This window comes from Arthrobacter sp. Hb9-2, from assembly GCF_059091165.1.
On sequence record NZ_JBNHGJ010000009.1, the window covers coordinates 72,388 to 88,465 of the forward strand.

General features: G+C 64.1%; 18 protein-coding genes and 1 tRNA gene. 14 read left to right on the forward strand and 5 right to left on the reverse strand.

Features of this window, described 5'->3' with window-relative positions; genetic code table 11:
- Window positions 1–4: 4 nt before the first annotated feature.
- Window positions 5–1,228, reverse strand: a complete 1,224-nt coding sequence (locus tag AC5RV1_RS07505) for a multidrug effflux MFS transporter (RefSeq protein WP_493947313.1) — start codon at window positions 1,226–1,228, stop codon at window positions 5–7.
- Between the two features lie 178 nt (window positions 1,229–1,406).
- Between AC5RV1_RS07505 and AC5RV1_RS07510 the strand changes: the two genes are divergently transcribed.
- The 8 genes from AC5RV1_RS07510 to AC5RV1_RS07545 all read left to right on the forward strand — a co-directional run bounded on the left by AC5RV1_RS07510 (window position 1,407) and on the right by AC5RV1_RS07545 (window position 7,513).
- Window positions 1,407–2,261 carry a phage holin family protein gene (locus AC5RV1_RS07510; protein ID WP_493994076.1) on the forward strand — a complete coding sequence of 285 codons (855 nt, stop codon included), beginning with the start codon at window positions 1,407–1,409 and terminating at the stop codon, window positions 2,259–2,261.
- 105 nt (window positions 2,262–2,366) lie between these two features.
- Window positions 2,367–2,990: a CDP-alcohol phosphatidyltransferase family protein gene (locus AC5RV1_RS07515; RefSeq protein ID WP_493947311.1), complete on the forward strand. Its 624-nt coding sequence runs from the start codon at window positions 2,367–2,369 to the stop codon at window positions 2,988–2,990.
- The gene (locus AC5RV1_RS07520) at window positions 2,990–3,898 is read left to right on the forward strand and encodes a DMT family transporter (protein ID WP_493947310.1); all 909 of its coding nucleotides are present in this window, start codon (window positions 2,990–2,992) and stop codon (window positions 3,896–3,898) included. The genes AC5RV1_RS07515 and AC5RV1_RS07520 overlap by 1 nt, the downstream gene beginning before the upstream one ends.
- A 99-nt stretch (window positions 3,899–3,997) precedes the next feature.
- Window positions 3,998–5,194, forward strand: coding sequence for a glycosyltransferase (locus AC5RV1_RS07525; RefSeq protein WP_493994077.1), 1,197 nt, complete (start codon window positions 3,998–4,000; stop codon window positions 5,192–5,194).
- A 74-nt stretch (window positions 5,195–5,268) separates the two neighbouring features.
- A tRNA-Ile gene (locus tag AC5RV1_RS07530) sits at window positions 5,269–5,342 on the forward strand.
- Between the two features lie 198 nt (window positions 5,343–5,540).
- Complete coding sequence (locus AC5RV1_RS07535) at window positions 5,541–5,747, forward strand: hypothetical protein (protein ID WP_493947308.1); 207 nt, start codon at window positions 5,541–5,543, stop codon at window positions 5,745–5,747.
- Between the two features lie 35 nt (window positions 5,748–5,782).
- Window positions 5,783–6,034, forward strand: coding sequence for a helix-turn-helix domain-containing protein (locus AC5RV1_RS07540; RefSeq protein WP_493994078.1), 252 nt, complete (start codon window positions 5,783–5,785; stop codon window positions 6,032–6,034).
- Window positions 6,035–6,322: 288 nt separating this feature from the next.
- A complete protein-coding gene (locus AC5RV1_RS07545) occupies window positions 6,323–7,513 on the forward strand; it encodes an acyl-CoA dehydrogenase family protein (RefSeq protein ID WP_493994079.1) in 1,191 nt (396 codons plus the stop codon).
- A gap of 37 nt (window positions 7,514–7,550) precedes the next feature.
- Here AC5RV1_RS07545 and AC5RV1_RS07550 read toward each other — a convergent pair whose 3' ends face one another.
- Window positions 7,551–8,078, reverse strand: a complete 528-nt coding sequence (locus AC5RV1_RS07550) for a M23 family metallopeptidase (RefSeq protein WP_493994080.1) — start codon at window positions 8,076–8,078, stop codon at window positions 7,551–7,553.
- 434 nt (window positions 8,079–8,512) lie between these two features.
- Here AC5RV1_RS07550 and rpsB point away from each other — a divergent pair, with 434 nt between their 5' ends.
- The 6 genes from rpsB (at window position 8,513) to AC5RV1_RS07580 (ending at window position 13,486) form a co-directional block, all read left to right on the forward strand.
- Window positions 8,513–9,391: a 30S ribosomal protein S2 gene (gene rpsB, locus AC5RV1_RS07555; protein ID WP_493947304.1), complete on the forward strand. Its 879-nt coding sequence runs from the start codon at window positions 8,513–8,515 to the stop codon at window positions 9,389–9,391.
- 129 nt (window positions 9,392–9,520) lie between these two features.
- Window positions 9,521–10,357: a translation elongation factor Ts gene (gene tsf, locus AC5RV1_RS07560; protein WP_493994081.1), complete on the forward strand. Its 837-nt coding sequence runs from the start codon at window positions 9,521–9,523 to the stop codon at window positions 10,355–10,357.
- Between the two features lie 118 nt (window positions 10,358–10,475).
- On the forward strand, window positions 10,476–11,213 hold the full coding sequence (gene pyrH / locus AC5RV1_RS07565; RefSeq protein ID WP_163164408.1) for a UMP kinase: 738 nt from the start codon (window positions 10,476–10,478) through the stop codon (window positions 11,211–11,213).
- A gap of 130 nt (window positions 11,214–11,343) precedes the next feature.
- The gene (gene frr / locus AC5RV1_RS07570; RefSeq protein ID WP_163164410.1) at window positions 11,344–11,901 is read left to right on the forward strand and encodes a ribosome recycling factor; all 558 of its coding nucleotides are present in this window, start codon (window positions 11,344–11,346) and stop codon (window positions 11,899–11,901) included.
- Window positions 11,901–12,824, forward strand: coding sequence for a phosphatidate cytidylyltransferase (locus AC5RV1_RS07575; RefSeq protein ID WP_493994082.1), 924 nt, complete (start codon window positions 11,901–11,903; stop codon window positions 12,822–12,824). The genes frr and AC5RV1_RS07575 overlap by 1 nt, the downstream gene beginning before the upstream one ends.
- A 77-nt stretch (window positions 12,825–12,901) precedes the next feature.
- Window positions 12,902–13,486, forward strand: coding sequence for a DivIVA domain-containing protein (locus tag AC5RV1_RS07580; protein ID WP_493994083.1), 585 nt, complete (start codon window positions 12,902–12,904; stop codon window positions 13,484–13,486).
- A 49-nt stretch (window positions 13,487–13,535) separates the two neighbouring features.
- Here the strand turns inward: AC5RV1_RS07580 and AC5RV1_RS07585 are convergent, their stop codons facing one another.
- From AC5RV1_RS07585 to AC5RV1_RS07595, 3 genes are read right to left on the reverse strand one after another with little or no spacing between them, the layout of a single operon-like run.
- The gene (locus AC5RV1_RS07585) at window positions 13,536–15,002 is read right to left on the reverse strand and encodes a sodium/solute symporter (RefSeq protein WP_493947300.1); all 1,467 of its coding nucleotides are present in this window, start codon (window positions 15,000–15,002) and stop codon (window positions 13,536–13,538) included.
- Window positions 15,003–15,009: 7 nt separating this feature from the next.
- Window positions 15,010–15,360, reverse strand: a complete 351-nt coding sequence (locus AC5RV1_RS07590; protein ID WP_163164418.1) for a DUF485 domain-containing protein — start codon at window positions 15,358–15,360, stop codon at window positions 15,010–15,012.
- Complete coding sequence (locus AC5RV1_RS07595) at window positions 15,357–16,073, reverse strand: LytR/AlgR family response regulator transcription factor (RefSeq protein WP_163164420.1); 717 nt, start codon at window positions 16,071–16,073, stop codon at window positions 15,357–15,359. The genes AC5RV1_RS07590 and AC5RV1_RS07595 overlap by 4 nt, the downstream gene beginning before the upstream one ends.
- Between the last annotated feature and the right edge of the window lie 5 nt (window positions 16,074–16,078).

Genomic DNA, 16,078 nt, shown 5'->3' on the forward strand with positions numbered 1-16,078 from the left:
GGCGTCAGTGGATCGATGGCACGGTGCGCGGCCGGACCACAAGCCACAGGGCCGCGATGGCGAGCAGGATGCAGGCTCCCTGGACGGCGCCCATGGGAGCGGCACTGGTGATGCCCAGCCAGCCAACGACAGGGGAGATGAGCCCGGCCATCATGAAGGTTGAGAAACCGAGCAGGGAGGCGGCAGTGCCGGCCTGGGCGGAATGCCCGGCGAGTGCCAGCACCTGCACGCAGGGGAACATAAAGCCGGTGCCCATGATGTAGAACCACAGCGGCACCAACACGCCCCAGAGCCCGAATCCCAGCTGGTCGAACACCACGATCAGCATGGCCATAACGAACATCCAGGCCGTGGCGCCCGCCACGATCCATTGTGGCGGTACCCGCCGGATGAGGCGCGAGCTCGTCTGGATGCCTGCAACGATGCCCAGTGAATTGATGCCGAAGAGCAGGCCGTACTCCTGGGCTGAAAAACCGAAAACGTCCTGGAACAGGAAGGGTGATGCCGAAAGGTACGTGAACAGGCCGCCGAAATTCAGGCCGGCCACCATGAGCAGCCCAACAAAGATCCTGTCGCTGAAGAGGATCCGGTAGCGCTGGCGCGCCGTCAATCCGCTCTGCTGGCGCTTTTCCGGTGGCAGCGTCTCGCGCACCAGGAACAGGGCGGCCACGATGACCAAAGTGCCGTAGGCGGCGAGGAACACAAAGATCCCCGGCCACGGCATCACCAGGAGCAGCTGTGAGCCGATGACGGGGGCAAGGATCGGTGCCAGCCCGCTGACCAGGGACATGCGGGAAAACATCTTGACCAAGGCATAGCCGGAAAACAGGTCCCGCACCATAGCCATGGCCACGACGCCTCCGCCGGCGGCGCCCACGCCCATGAGGACGCGGAAAATGCCCAAGGTGGTGATGTCCGGGGACAGGGCGGCGCCGAGCGACGCTGCAATGTGGAGGGCGGTGGCCAGGATCAGCGGGTTCCTGCGGCCGAACTTGTCGCTGAATGGGCCTACCACCAACTGGCCAATGGCAAAGCCCACGGTGGTCCCGGCCAAGGTCAGCTGGACCTGGGCCTCGGTTACGCCCAGGCTCGCTTCCAGCGCGGGAAAGGCAGGAAGGTAGAGGTCGATCGTGAACGGACCCAAGGCCGTCAGGGCGCCGAGAAGGAGGATGTACAGGAGTTTCCGTCGGCGGCTCAACAGATCGCCCGGATTGCTGGGGATGGTCACGGATATCAATCCTAGGCCGGGGCAGGCAGGAATTCTGCAGCGTTGTAGGCCGCGCCGTCCGGTAAGCCCGGAGGTTCGCCCTTAACCTGAATGATAGTTTTGGTGCCGGGGACTGTGCAGCTGCACGTCCCGCAGCACATGGAAGCCGAATCGACCATGAAACAGTAAGGCGGAACCGATGAGCGGACGTCACAGCGGGCGGACCAGCCAGGGATTGCGTATCGCTGCGCTGCCCAGGACGCTTAAACTCCTTTTCCGGTTGGCGCCCCGCCAGCTGAACGACGAAGTCGCTTTCGCGAAAATAGAGCTCAAGCGCAAGGGCATCCAGGTCGGGGTTGCCGCAGCTTTCCTCGCCGTGGCCCTGGTCTTCCTCCTCTTCCTTGTGGTCGGACTCATTGTTGCCGCCATCATGGGCCTGGCCACCATCATGCCCGCGTGGCTGGCCGCCCTCCTGGTATCCGCAGCATTCCTGCTGGTAGCACTCATCGGCGGACTGATTGGCATGCGCAAGTTCAAGAAGGCCATGCCCCTGCTGCCCGAGGAAACCATCCGGGGCATTAAGCACGACATCGGTATCGCGAAGGAGGGTTCGGCCTTCAACCCCGCAATCCTCGATCCGCAGAGCCCCGAAGCCAAAGCTGCCAAAGCGGCCAAGGCGGAGGCCGCCGCGAAAGCCAAGGCGGAAAAGGAAGCAAAGGCGGTGGAGCACAACCAGGAATTCCCGCAGGCATCCGAGCCGGAACTCGCCCGCCGCCTGAACCAGCGCCGCCACCACCTCACCGAGGTCCGCGATGAACTCGGCGAAGAGCTCGACGTCAAAACCCAGGCGCAGTTCCTGCTGGCTGCCGCTCAGGGCAAACTCCGCCAGGGCCAGGTTCTCGCGGTCCGGGGCAAGGATCTTGCCGGGCACCGGCTGGCAGCTCTGTCGGAGTCCTCAGGAGGCCTGGGCGGCCGGTGGAAACCACTGGCTGTCCTCGCGGCCGCCGGTACCGTGTTCGTAGTCCTGGTCCGCAAGCTCCTTCGGACCTACTAGCAGCGGCCTTTTCGACGGCGCAGGCGCCGGGCAGCGCGTTGCAGGGGCACAGGCAGAAATCATGAGTCCGCGCCCGAAGGGCAGCAGGAAGGAAAGGGGGACGGCGTGAAGTTTATCGGTGCCGGCTCCCGTCCCGGACGCCCCCAGGTGGATCACGACCGCGTATTCACCATCCCCAACCTTCTGACAGTCGTGCGGTTCATGGGGGTGCCGCTCTTTGTCTGGCTGGTCCTGGCCCAAAAGGAATACGGCGCCGGTGTGGTGGTGCTCGCCGTGATGGCAAGCACCGACTGGATTGATGGTTACGTCGCCCGGCGCTTCGATCAGGCCTCCAAGCTCGGCAGGGTCCTCGATCCCATTGCCGACCGGCTGGCGCTGATCGCCGTCGCCGTCACCCTGGTGATTGCCGGAGTCGTGCATTGGTTGTACCTGGCCGCGCTGGTGATTCCGGACGCCGTGCTGCTGGTCCTCACCCTGTCCTTCTTCGGCGGCCATCCGGACCTTCCCGTCAGCGTAGTGGGCAAGGTGCGCACCGGGCTGCTGCTCCTGGGCACGCCGATGCTGGTCCTGTCCCGGCTGGACACCCCATTTTCGGATGAGTTGTTCGTCGCCGCGTGGATAGTGCTGGGCCTTGGCCTGATCGGCCACTGGATCGCCGCCTACAACTATTTCTGGGCCATCCTGCGCAAAGGCAGGATGCAGCAGCATCACGACGGCGGGACCGCCTGATGGTGTGGGTGGCCGTTGTGCTTGCGCTGCTTGGAGCCTTCTGCCTTGCCCTTGGAGCCCAGCGCCAGGGAAGCGCCGTCAAAGCCGACACCGGCGGCCTGGCACTTAGCTCGAATGGCTTCCTCCGCCTCCTTCGGAACCCGCGCTGGGTCTTCGGCCTCCTGCTGCTGTGTGCGGGCATGGCCATGAACGCGGTGGCCCTCGTGTCCGCCCCGCTCACCGTAGTCCAGCCAATCGGCGCCATCGCGCTCGTCATCACAACCGTCATCAACGCCAAGGACCAGGACCTCACCATCAACCGGGCAACCGTGGTGGCCATCGCCGCGTGTGTGACGGGCTCTGCGCTCTTTGTCCTCCTGGCCGTCAACGTCACCCAGGAAAACCACCATGTAAGCCTCGAGGCCGAACTCACCATTGTGCTGCTGCTCGCCCTCGCTGTCGGACTCTTCGGCACGTTGGCCGTAATGTTCAAGCACCGGATCAACGCTTTCGTCTACATCCTGGGCGCCGGCGTCCTCTTCGGATTCGTGGCCGTCCTCACCCGGATCATCGGCAAGCACCTGCTCGACCCCAACGGGCTGTTCCTGCTGAACGTGCAGTGGTACTCCGTGGTGGCCCTTATTGCTGCGGGTGGGCTGGGGTCATGGTTTGTCCAAAACGCCTACTCCGCGGGACCGCCGGACCTGGTGATCGCAGGACTCACGGTGATCGATCCCCTTGTGGGGATAGCCATCGGCATTGTCATCCTCGGCGAACTCCGCCCCGATGTCCACGCCGTCATGGCCATTGCGATGGGAACGGCGGCATCCCTTGCTATCGTGGGAGTCATAGCCCTGTCCCGGCACCACCCCGAGGTCACCAAGCGCAAAAAAGACGCTCGGAAGGCCGCGGGCAGGCCGTCCCACTAGTCCCTTCGCCAGCAACTACACGAAGCCCCGGCGCCATGCCAGCGGCCAACCGTGCTGTCAGTGCAACTGTCCGCACCGTGACCATCAGGAGTTCTCCACGTGACCACGCCCGCAGACCAGCAACCTCTGACCATCCTGATCGCCGCGGACACCTACCCGCCCCACATCAACGGGGCCGCGCAGTTCGGCTACCGCCTGGCCAAGGGAATGACGGGCCGGGGCCACAACGTGCACGTGCTGGCCTGCCGTGCGGACAACGGGAAGAGCTTCACCGAGTTCCGGTCAGAGGCCACCGTGCACCGCCTCCGCTCGCACGCCGCCCCCACCCATGAGTACTTCCGCCTGTGCTTCCCGTGGGAAATCAAGAAGGAGATCAGCCTCCTTTTTGACCGGGTCAAGCCCGACGTCGTCCACATCCAAAGCCACTACATGATCGGCGAGCATGTCCTGTACGAGGCCGCCAAGCGGGGCATCCGGATCGTCGCCACGAACCACTTCATGCCGGAGAACCTCAACCCGTTCCTGCCGTTTCCGCAGTGGTTCAAAAACATCATCGGACGGATCTCCTGGAAGGACATGGGCAAAGTCATGGGGCGGGCTGACGTAGTCACCACGCCCACCCCGCTCGCGGCCAAGGCCATGCACCAGCACGCCTTCCTCCGCAAGGTCCTCCCGCTCTCCAACGGCATCGATTCGGCCGCCTACGAACTCCAGCCCGGCGAGCACATCGAACCGCACCCCCACCCCACCGTCGTGTTTGCCGGCCGCCTCGCCGAGGAAAAGCATGTGGATGTGCTGATCCAGGCCATCAGCAAAACACCGCCCGAGCTGAACGTGCACCTTGAAATCGTGGGCGGCGGCGAGGTCCGTTCTTCCCTCGAAAACCTCGTCCAGCGCCTCGGGCTGGGGGACAGGGTGAAGTTCCTGGGCCTGATCAGCGACGAGGACCTGAGGAAGACGTATATTAGGGCCGACCTCTTCTGCATGCCCGGGACTGCAGAGCTGCAGTCCCTGGTAACCCTGGAGGCGATGTCCGCCTCGACGCCGGTTGTGCTGGCGGACGCCATGGCATTGCCGCACCTGGTGCGCGACGGCGAGAACGGGTACCTGTTCACCCCGAACGACAGCGATGACCTCGCCAAAAAGATCACCATGATTCTTGAGCTGCCGGCCGACCAGCGCGCCGCCATGGGCCAGGTCAGTCGGCAGATGGTGGAACCCCACAGCATCGAGGGGACCCTGCAGACCTTCGAGGACCTGTACCGGGGCGCGCGCTTCGAGGACAAAGTGGTCTGAACGCTTTCCGGGATTTGCTAGAGTAATTCTGCCCTGCAGGCACATCCCCTTCGCGGAGACCAGCAAGGGCATAGGGGGCTATAGCTCAGCTGGTTAGAGCGCGGGACTCATAATCCTAAGGTCCTCGGTTCAAGTCCGAGTAGCCCTACCTCGAAAGAGCCCTCCTTCACTTGTAAAGAAGGGAAGGAGGGCTCTTTTGCCCTTGGACGCTAAGAACGGCAAACAGCGCTTCGGTTGGAATACTGCCTCGCGCTTCCTGAGACTGCCTGTAGCTGCATAAGACTGCCTGTATAAGTCAGCACCGGCACGACGCCCACTCTCACGGCTGGTCGGTTAGTCTTTTGCGATGGCTGACATGGAGTTTAAAAAGCGGTTGGACCAGGTTGAGGCGTTGTACAACGAGCTCCAAGAGTTGCGGCAGCGCGGCACGGCTGCAGGCAAGGAGGAGGTCGTCCTGGCTGAGATGCGCCTGGATAACGCATGGCGGGAGTTGTATGAGTTCATGGAACTACCTCTGTCGCCTGACGCCCGAATCGGTGATGGTGCCGAGTAGTTCCAAGGCCCCCTGACCTTGGTTATGGTGGCCTGATGACTGTAACTAATGAAGTAGTGCCGAAGCGCTCGAGGTTCCTGACGGTTGAGCAGGTAGCCGAGGAGTTGGCTATACGTGAGCCGACTGTCCGCCAACTGTTGACGGCGGGTGAGTTGCGGGGGTTGCAGATCGGCGTCCACCGTACCTGGCGCGTAGCTGCCAGGGATCTGGAGGACTACATCGAGCAGGCATACCGGGTCACTGCTGAGCGGATAGCGGCCGGGGAAGCAGCCGATGATGGGTCTTAGCGCGACGTTGGCCGGTCGTTAACTTTCTGGGCGTATCGGGCCACCGCCCCTCGTCGGGCAGCTCCTGCCGAGCCAAAGAGGCAGGGGGCGGGCATGTGCCGTTGCCCTTGTGGGCAAACCACTTCCCAGCGACGCCAAGAAGGACAGCGACGTGTTTCCGCTTGGGGCATTTGAGCGCGAGCAGGTTCTTGTTTCCTAAGCCTCCGATCTGAGGTATGTTACTGAGCAGTAACATACGGTGCTCCTTCCGGAGAGCCCCGATCACCGCTGATCACCTGCGAGGTAACCATGTCCACTCCTGCCGCCGACCTCAACAACCTTCCCTACGCCGATGGCGACTTCTATTCCTTCGTGCAGTTGCTGAGCGGAAAGGAGCAGGACCGGCTGGCAGAGGTCCGGGATTTCCTGGCCCGCGAGGTCCGTCCCATCGCTGTTGACTTCTGGAACCGCGGCGAATTTCCCATGGACCTGATTCCGAAGCTGGCGGACATCGACCTGGTCAGTCCGGTGCGCAGGCAGGGCCACTCCAACCTGTTTGCGGGCCTGATGCACGCCGAGGTGACGCGCGCTGATGCGTCCATCTCCACCTTCATGGGCGTCCACGACGGTCTCTTCACCGGTTCCATCGAAGCGCTGGCCTCCCAGGAGCAGAAGGACGCGTGGCTGCCGGACATCTACGCGCTCAAGAAGATCGGCGCCTTTGGCCTGACCGAGCCCCTCGGAGGCTCCGACGTGGCCGGCGGAACACGGACTACGGCACGCCGCGAAGGTGAAACGTGGATCCTGAACGGCGCCAAGCGCTGGATTGGGAACGCCACCTTCTCGGACTGGGTAGTCATCTATGCGCGGGACCTGGACGATAACAAGGTCAAGGGCTTCCTGGTAGAGACCACGCTGGAGGGTTTCAGTGCGGAGAAGATCGAGAACAAAATTGCACTCCGCACCGTCCAAAACGCCGATATCACGCTGGACAATGTGGTGGTGCCTGACTTCTGCAAGCTCGCCCACGCCAACAGTTTCCGGGACGTCAACAAAGTCCTGAAAGTCACGCGCCTCGGTGTCGCCTGGCAGGCCGTGGGGCAGCAGCTGGCCGCCTTCGATGTAGCCCGGCGCTATGCCGTCGAGCGTCACCAGTTCGGCCGGCCGCTGGCCTCCTTCCAGCTCGTCCAAAGCCAGCTGGTGCAGATCCTGGGCAACGCCGTCAGTTCCATGGGCATGATGGTGAGGTTGTCCCAGCTGGAGGACGCCGGCACGGCCAAGGACGAGCAGTCCGCCCTGGCGAAAGCCTTCACCACCGCAAGGATGCGTGAAAGCGTGGCTATCGGCCGGAACCTCCTGGGCGGCAACGGCATCGTGACCGACTTCGAAATGGCCAAGATCTTCGCCGACGCCGAAGCCATTTATTCCTATGAGGGGACGCACGAAATCAACACCCTGGTGACCGGCCGGGCGATCACCGGTATCTCCGCCATCGTCTGAGGCGCCTCCATCCGGTCCCGCCTGCACTGTCCGGGCCCTATGGCGGCGCTCCGAGCGGCAGCAGGATGGATGGCCGCAGGTCCATCACAAACTGCAGCGGATTCACGTAGTCCTCGCCGCGCCGAACGCCCCAGTGAACGCACGAAGCGGCAGGGCAATGGCCGGGGAGGACCGTGCCGATCGTCTGGCCCGCGCCCACCGCGCTGCCGGCCGCGAGGCTGCTCTCTACCGGTTCAAAGCTGCTGCGAAGGCCGTTGCCATGGTCGATGGTAATGACCGGCCGGTCCACCACAACTCCCACGAAGCTCACGGTGCCCGCCGCCGGCGAGGTGACCTGGACGCCGTCGGACGCTGTTCCCAGGTCCACGCCGCGGTGGCCGCTGAGCCATGGCTTGGGCGGCGGGTCGAAGTCCCGCACAATGGGCGGGCGGGGGGAGAACGGCCACTGCCAGGAGGGTGCCGCCTCCGTGCGCGTGGGTACCGGAGCGAAGGCCAGCGTCTCCCCGGTGGGGGTAAGCGAAGCGGGCAGCAGGAGCAGGGCTGCAAGCAGTGCCGGTGGTGTCATATGCCCAGCCTGCGCCGGTTCGAAAAGGGCCGGCAGGGGCAGGTTGGCCTATGTGGATAAGGCTGCCGGCCGGCGTCGTTGCTGTCCTCCGGGTGCGGGCGCCTGTAGTACACTTGATGGAGCAGTTTGCTGCGCCCTCAACGCTTTCCGTCCGGCGGCTATCCCAACGGTTTTTCCAACGGTATACGCCCCTGTCCTGGTTTGCGTCGGCACGTCTCATTCAGGAGTGTGGGGGAGCGGCAGCTGACTACGCGCATCCAGCCCTCCAGTGGAGGATCATGCTTCTTGCGGTCAGCGCCCCCGGGTGCTGATGAGAAGCGCGATGGATGCCAGGAGCACGGCCCGCCCGGGCCACGCTAATCAACCGTCAACTATTGGCAGGGTAAGAAGCCTTGGGGCTTTCTCATGAATGACCTGCCGGAAGGAGCGTCGGCATGCCCGTCGTAACTATGCGCCAGCTGCTTGACAGCGGCGTCCACTTTGGACACCAGACCCGCCGTTGGAACCCGAAGATGAAGCGCTTCATCTTCACCGAGCGCAACGGCATCTACATCATCGACCTTCAGCAGTCGCTGTCCTACATCGACCGCGCCTACGAGTTCGTGAAGGCCACCGTTGCACACGGTGGCACCGTCCTCTTCGTCGGCACCAAGAAGCAGGCCCAGGAAGCGATTGCCGAGCAGGCAACCCGCGTCGGCCAGCCCTACGTGAACCAGCGTTGGCTCGGCGGTATGCTGACCAACTTCCAGACGGTCGCCAAGCGCATCCAGCGCATGAAGGAACTCGAAGAGATCGACTTCGACGACGTCGCCGGCTCCGCGTACACCAAGAAGGAGCTCCTGCTCCTCAAGCGTGAACTCACCAAGCTCGAGTCCAACCTCGGCGGTATCCGCAACCTCACCAAGGCACCCTCCGTGCTGTGGATCGTGGACACCAAGAAGGAGCACCTCGCCGTTGACGAGGCCAAGAAGCTGAACATCCCCGTTGTGGCCATCCTGGACACCAACTGCGATCCGGACGAGGTCGACTTCCCGATCCCGGGCAACGATGACGCCATCCGCTCCGTGAACCTCCTGACCCGCGTTGTTGCCGACGCCGTTGCCGAAGGCCTCATCGCCCGCAACAACCGCGCCACCGGCACCACCGAAGCTCCGGAAGAGCCGCTGGCCGAGTGGGAGCGCGAGCTCCTCGAAGGCAGCAAGGCTGAAGAAGCTGCTGCTCCCGCTGCTCCCGCCGAGGAAGCTGAAGCACCGGCTGCTGCCGAGGCAGCTGCTCCAGCAGAAGACGCTGCTCCGGCTGAAGACGCCAAGTAACACAAGTAAATCCGGATTCTCCGGCGCCGCCTGCGGTGCCGGAGCTGCTGACAGGATGGCGGCCCACCACGTGGGCTGCTGTCCTGTCGGTCCGTACACCACAACAAATTTCTAGACAGAGGGGTTCACATGGCGAACTACACTGCCGCGGACATCAAGGCCCTGCGCGAGCGCACCGGCGCCGGCATGATGGATGTCAAGAAGGCTCTTGACGAAGCCAACGGTGACGCCGAGAAGGCCATCGAAATCATCCGCATCAAGGGCCTCAAGGGTGCTACCAAGCGCGAGGGCCGCTCCACCGCTGAAGGCCTGGTGGCCGCAAAGGTCAGCAACGGCGTCGGCGTTATGATCGAGGTCAACTGCGAGACCGACTTCGTGGCCAAGGCTGACAAGTTCATCCAGCTGGCTGACAAGGTCCTGGCCGTTGCCGTTGAGTCCGGCGCAGCCGACCTCGAGACCCTGCTCGCCACCGAAGTTGACGGCAAGCCGCTCTCCGAGGTCGTCGTCGAAGAAGGCGCTGTCCTGGGTGAGAAGGTTGTTGTACGCCGCATCTCCCGCGTCGAGGGCGCAACGGTTGACGCTTACCTGCACAAGACCTCCAAGGACCTCCCGGCCCAGGTTGGCGTGCTGTTCGCCGTTGACGGTGAAGGCGAAACCGCTGCCACTGCCGCCCACGATGTTGCAGTCCACATTGCTGCCATGGCGCCGAACTACCTGACCCGCGACGACGTTCCGTCGGAGCTGGTTGAGTCCGAGCGCCGCATCGCCGAAGAGACCGCCAAGGCCGAGGGCAAGCCCGAAGCCGCACTCACCGAGATCGTCGAAGGTCGCGTGACCGGCTTCTACAAGGGTGAGGTCCTGGTTGACCAGGCATTCGCGAAGGACGCCAAGAAGTCCGTGGCACAGGTCCTCGAAGAGGCCGGTGTCAAGGGAACTGCGTTCACGCGTTTCCGCGTCGGCTCCTAGTCGAAACTGCAAGGGGGTGGCCACTTCGGTGGCCGCCCCTTTTGCATGCACGGGGCCGGTTCCGGGCATTGGCCCCAGCAGGATAACCTTTTTTCAGACTCACCAACGGGAAGGCATCATGGAAGCCGTCAACACTGTAATCCAGCCAGAGAAAAGTCGACGCCGGGTCCTCCTGAAGCTTTCCGGCGAGGTCTTCGGCGGCGGGAAGCTTGGTGTCGACCCGGAAACTGTCCGCGATGTCGCCAAGCAGATCGCGGCCGCCGTCCCCCAGGTGGAAGTGGCGATCGTGGTTGGCGGCGGCAATTTCTTCCGCGGGGCAGAACTCTCCCAGAGCGGCATGGACCGCTCAAGGGCCGACTACATGGGCATGCTCGGAACGGTGATGAACTGCCTGGCCCTGCAGGACTTCCTGGAGCAGGCCGGCGTCGAAACCCGCGTCCAGAGCGCCATCACCATGGGGCAGGTAGCCGAAGCCTACATTCCCCGCCGCGCCATCCGGCACATGGAAAAGGGCCGCGTGGTCATCTTCGGCGCCGGGGCCGGCCTGCCGTACTTCTCCACCGACACCGTTGCCGCCCAGCGTGCACTCGAAGTCCATGCCGACGTCGTCCTGATGGCCAAGAGCGGTGTGGACGCCGTCTACACGGCAGATCCGAAGAAGGACCCCTCCGCCGAGCGGCTCGAAACCCTCAGCTATGACGATGCCCTCCGCCGCGACATCCGCGTGATGGACCAGACGGCGATGACCATGTGCAAGGACAATAATCTCTCGATGGTGGTCTTTGGCATGGAGGGTGAAGGCAACGTTACCCGGGCCATCCTGGGCGAAAAGCTGGGCACCCTGGTTACCGCCTAGCTACGGCTAGGATGTTTTCAGGACAGTTCCGCCCCTGCCTTTCGGGACCAGGGGCGGAAGCAGCAACAGAGAACCACGTTTGTGCATGGACCCGGCGTCCCGGACTGCACCAGAATCGTCAGGAGAGACCGTGATCGAAGAAACCTTGCTCGAAGCCGAAGAAAAGATGGACAAGGCCGTTGAGGTAGCCAAGGAAGACTTCGCTGCCGTCCGTACCGGCCGCGCAAACCCGGGACTCTACAACAAGGTCCTGGTGGAATACTACGGTTCCCCGACCCCGCTGCAGCAGCTCGCGTCCTTCGCCATCCCGGACGCCCGCACCATCCTCATCACCCCGTTCGACAAGACCGCCCTGCGCGACATTGAACGGGCGCTCAGCGACTCCGAAGTCGGCGCCAACCCGTCCAACGACGGCAACGTCATCCGGATCACCATTCCCGAGCTGACGAAGGAACGCCGCAAGGAGTACGTCAAGATCGTCAAGACCAAGGGTGAGGACGCCAAGGTCTCCATCCGCAACATCCGCCGGAAGGCCAAGGAAACCCTGGACAAGCTGGTCAAGGACGGCGAGGCCGGCGAGGATGAGGGCACCCGCGCCGAAAAGGAACTGGACGGCCTCACCAAGGCGCACGTGGACGGCATCGACGAGCTGCTCAAGCGCAAGGAAGCAGAGCTGCTCGAAGTCTGATGGGCCAGGCAGAGCAGGCCCCGGCACAACGGGCGCGCAAACGGGGGAAGCAGCCCAGGACCAACCCCACGCCGAAGGCCGGCCGGAACCTTCCGGCCGCGGTGGTGGTGGGTCTGGCCATGCTCTTCGCAGTGCTCGGCGGACTGCTGTTCCTCCCGCTCGGATTTGTTGCGGTCACCACTTCGTTCGCTGTTTTTGGGGTGTGGGAAATTTACCGCGCCCTGGAGGCGAACGGCACCAGGATGCCCATTGTTCCGGTCATGACCGGAACAGTGGCCATGCCATTTGCCGCCTACCTCGGCGGGATCGAAAGCCTGCTCTTTGCGATGCTGCTCAGTTCGGTGGCAGTGCTGTTGTGGCGTTCCATCGAAAGCGCTGCGGGCTCGGCCAACAGCATCTTCGCAGGTGTCTTCACGTTGGGCTGGGTGCCGTTCTTCATCAGCTTCGCGGCGCTCCCGCTGCACGCTTCGGGCGGCGCTACTCCGTTGGGCCTTTGGCCGGGAGGAACAATTCCTGACGGAGCATGGCAGGTGGCGGTGATGCTGCTGCTGGTGGTGTCCAACGACACCTTCGGGTACCTGGTGGGCGCCTCCCTGGGCAAGCATCCGATGGCGCCCAAGATCAGCCCAAAGAAATCCTGGGAAGGATTTGCCGGTTCCATCGGCGGCGCGATCCTGATCGGCATCCTTGCGAGCCTCTTTGTGCTGGACAAGCCCTGGTGGGTGGGCGTGGTTTTGGCGGTGGGGTTGGTGGCGGCTTCCACGGCAGGTGACCTGGCCGAGTCGATGGTGAAACGCGAACTGGGCGTCAAGGACATGAGCAGCATCCTGCCGGGACATGGCGGCGTGATGGACCGGCTGGACTCCATCGTTTTTGCAGCCCCGGCAGCCTTTGTCCTGTATGGGCTCGTTTCCGGGGCCTGACACACAACCCCCGCCGGGCCCAGGCGCCAATAGACTGGTGCAGAGTAACGGCTTGAAGAGCATCGAAGGAATCAAAAGTGGCATTGGACATTCATCGGCAAATCCCTGCGTCCTTTGAGCGCGTGCAGCGCAGCGATTACGGCTATAACGCCAAGCAGGTGGACGAGTTCCTGCAGCGGGCGCGGGTGTCACTTGAAACCCCGGAGGCTGCGGCGCAGCCTGTCACCAGTGCCGTTGTCAGGGCAGTTTCCTTCGACCCCGTTAAAGGCGGTTACTCCGCTGCCGTCGTGGACGCAGCACTGGACCGCCTCGAAGACGCCTTCGCCCGCCGCGAGCGGGACGAGCTGATCGCTGCCCACGGTGAGGAAGCCTGGCTGCGGGAGATTGGGAACCTGTCCGGCATCCTCCGCGGCCGGCTGCACCGCCCGGACGGCGACCGCTTCCGCCGTCCGGCGAAGAAGAAAGTGCGGAGCTACAACACGGCCGACGTCGACCGGCTGTGCCACGAACTCATCGCCTATCTCGAACAGGACAAGCCGCTCAGCGTCGACAACATCCGCCGCGCAGTTTTCCGTCCCGCCGTTGGCCGGGAGGGGTACGAGGAAACCCAGGTGGACGCCTTCCTGGACCGTGTGGTTGAGCTGATGGCAGCCATCGACTGACCCGTCTTCAGGCTCCCACCGGCGGTGTCGGGGGAGAACTATCGCGGGGTCATCTTTCGGTGGCGAGTGGCCGTTCCGGAGTGTGGAGGCGGGTCATCACCCGGGGCATGGTCTTCGGGACCCGCTGAACGGTGGCGCGGGAAACCAGGACCATCACTGCGAAGGCCGCCGGCACTGTCCATGCTGCAGGCTGGGCCAGCCAGGGCGCGAGGTTGTTGGCGCCCGCTACGGAGCCCGCAATCATCGCGCCGCCGCAGAGAACGCCGCCCGTCACCATCCCGGCGATGGCGCCGGCGTCTGTCAGTCCCCGCCACCAGATGCCGAGCAGCAGCACCGGGCAGACAGTGGACGCGGTGAACGCGAAAACCAAACCCACACTTCCGGCCAGGGCCAGCGAATCCGTCATGAGGGCGAACCCCAGGGGCACCACGATGGAGATCACCGCCGCCAGCCGGAAGCCGCCAACCCCGGCGCCCAGGACGTCCTGGCTGATGACGCCGGCAAGGGATACCACCAAGCCGGACGTGGTGGAGAGGAAAGCGGCAAAGGCGCCCGCCACCACACAGGCTGACAGCAGATCGCCGGCGGCACCGCCCACCAGTTCGCCGGGGAGCAGCAGCACCATGGCATCGGCCTGGTTGGCGCGGGCGAGTCCGGGCGCAAACATCCTGCCCACAAGTCCATAGGCCGTAGGAAACAGGTAGAACACGGACAGCAGGCCCAGGACAATCAGCGTTGTCCGTCGGGCAGACTGCCCGTCCGGGTTGGTGTAGAAGCGGACCAGCACGTGGGGCAGCCCGAGGGTGCCGAAGAGCAGGGCCACCAGCAACGACACGTTCTGGTACAGCCCGGCGGGGGCAAGATTCGTGGGGTTCACGGCAGGCGGAGACAGGGCAGGAGTCCCGTTTCCAGCCAGCATAAAGATGATGAACAGGATGGGAACCGCCAAGGCCGTGAGCTTGAGCCAGTACTGGAAAGCCTGGACAAAGGTGATCGAACGCATGCCGCCGGCAACCACCGTCAGGCACACAACAATCACCACAGCCACCGATCCCACCCAGGACGGCAACCCGGTGGTGATCCGGATGGTCAAAGCAGCGCCGTGGAGCTGCGGCACAATGTACAGCCAGCCCACCAACACCACCACCAGGCTGGTGACCTTCCGGACAGCCCGGGAATCCAGCCTGGCCTCAGTAAAGTCGGGAATTGTGTACGCACCGGAGCGCCGCAGCGGGGCCGCAACAAAGAGCAACAGCATCAGGTAGCCGGCGGTGTAGCCCACCGGAAACCACAGGGCGTCCGTCCCGGACAACAGGATGAGGCCGGCAACCCCGAGGAAGCTTGCCGCAGAGAGGTACTCGCCGCCGATGGCCGAGGCATTCCACCAGGGCCGGACAGTCCGGGAAGCAACATAGAAATCGCCCGTGGTCCGCGAGATCCGCAGGCCATAGAAGCCGATGACCGCGGTGGCCACGGACACCACTGCGAGCGCGGCTACGGCCACGCCTGGATTCATGGTTCCGTCACTGGTCCTTAGCCAGGTCCCGGTACCGCGCCTCATTGCGGGTGGCAGTCCGGACGTACAGCCAGGCACTCAGCCCGATCAGCGGGTAAATGCCTGCCCCCAGGAGAATCCAGTCGAAGGGGATACCCGCTATACGCGTCTCCGTCAGGCCGGGAACCACGGCCAGCAGCAGCGGAAATGCGCCAAGGATCAGCAGGAAACCGCCGGCGACTACCAGGGCCAGCCGCAGCTGGGAACGGATCAGGGACCGGACGAAGACCTGTCCCACCTCGGAGTCCTGCGCCGCTTCGCGGCTGTCCCTCGGAGGAAGCGCCGCGGAGCGCGGTGCAGTGACGCGAACCCTCGTCATGCGTGCGGCCTGATCCGGGTGGCGCCCAGCTTCTCCCGCACCGTTGGAAGGTGGCGCCGGCTGATGGGAAGGCCGGCACCTGCAACGGTGACACTGGGCCCGTCCGCAGCCAGCTTCATGGACGTCACATGCTTCAGGGCAACGAGGTAGGAGCGGTGCGTCCGGATGAACCCGGCGTCCGCCCACTGCTGCTCGAGGTCGGCCAGGGGCACCCTGATCAGGTAGCTCGCATCGGCGGTGTGCAGCCTTGCGTAGTCGCCTTGGGCCTGGACGTATGTGACGTCGTCACGCCTGATCATCCTGGTGGTACCGCCTTGGTCGACGGTGATCATCTCAGGCGCCGTACCGCCGTCGCGCAGTTCGCTGATCCGTCCCACCGATCGTGCAAGCCGTTCGGCCCGGACCGGCTTGAGCAGGTAGTCCACGGCGGCGAGTTCGAAGGCCTTCAGCGCGTGGTCCTCGTCCGCGGTTACAAAGACCACTGCAGGGGGATTCCTGCTGGCGGAGATGGCGCGCGCAATATCCAGCCCGGACACCGCCGGCATATGGATGTCCAGGAATACGGCGTCCACCGGACCGGCTGCCAAAGCCCGGAGGGCCTCGCTGCCGGAGGTGGCGCGGAGGACGGTGCCGATGCGGTCGTCCCGCCCCAGGAGGAAAGCCAGTTCCTCAACGGCGGGCAGCTCATCGTCAACGACGAGGACGTTAATCATGTTCC

Bases quoted from the DNA above. Each gene is read 5' to 3' on its own strand.
- AC5RV1_RS07540 (WP_493994078.1), top strand. From the start codon at position 5,783: ATGACTGTAACTAATGAAGTAGTGCCGAAGCGCTCGAGGTTCCTGACG.
- rpsB (WP_493947304.1), top strand. From the start codon at position 8,513: ATGCCCGTCGTAACTATGCGCCAGCTGCTTGACAGCGGCGTCCACTTT.
- AC5RV1_RS07585 (WP_493947300.1), bottom strand. From the start codon at position 15,002: ATGAATCCAGGCGTGGCCGTAGCCGCGCTCGCAGTGGTGTCCGTGGCC.
- AC5RV1_RS07590 (WP_163164418.1), bottom strand. From the start codon at position 15,360: ATGACGAGGGTTCGCGTCACTGCACCGCGCTCCGCGGCGCTTCCTCCG.
- pyrH (WP_163164408.1), top strand. From the start codon at position 10,476: ATGGAAGCCGTCAACACTGTAATCCAGCCAGAGAAAAGTCGACGCCGG.
- tsf (WP_493994081.1), top strand. From the start codon at position 9,521: ATGGCGAACTACACTGCCGCGGACATCAAGGCCCTGCGCGAGCGCACC.
- AC5RV1_RS07510 (WP_493994076.1), top strand. From the start codon at position 1,407: ATGAGCGGACGTCACAGCGGGCGGACCAGCCAGGGATTGCGTATCGCT.
- AC5RV1_RS07595 (WP_163164420.1), bottom strand. From the start codon at position 16,073: ATGATTAACGTCCTCGTCGTTGACGATGAGCTGCCCGCCGTTGAGGAA.
- AC5RV1_RS07575 (WP_493994082.1), top strand. From the start codon at position 11,901: ATGGGCCAGGCAGAGCAGGCCCCGGCACAACGGGCGCGCAAACGGGGG.
- AC5RV1_RS07535 (WP_493947308.1), top strand. From the start codon at position 5,541: ATGGCTGACATGGAGTTTAAAAAGCGGTTGGACCAGGTTGAGGCGTTG.
- AC5RV1_RS07550 (WP_493994080.1), bottom strand. From the start codon at position 8,078: ATGACACCACCGGCACTGCTTGCAGCCCTGCTCCTGCTGCCCGCTTCG.
- AC5RV1_RS07545 (WP_493994079.1), top strand. From the start codon at position 6,323: ATGTCCACTCCTGCCGCCGACCTCAACAACCTTCCCTACGCCGATGGC.
- AC5RV1_RS07520 (WP_493947310.1), top strand. From the start codon at position 2,990: ATGGTGTGGGTGGCCGTTGTGCTTGCGCTGCTTGGAGCCTTCTGCCTT.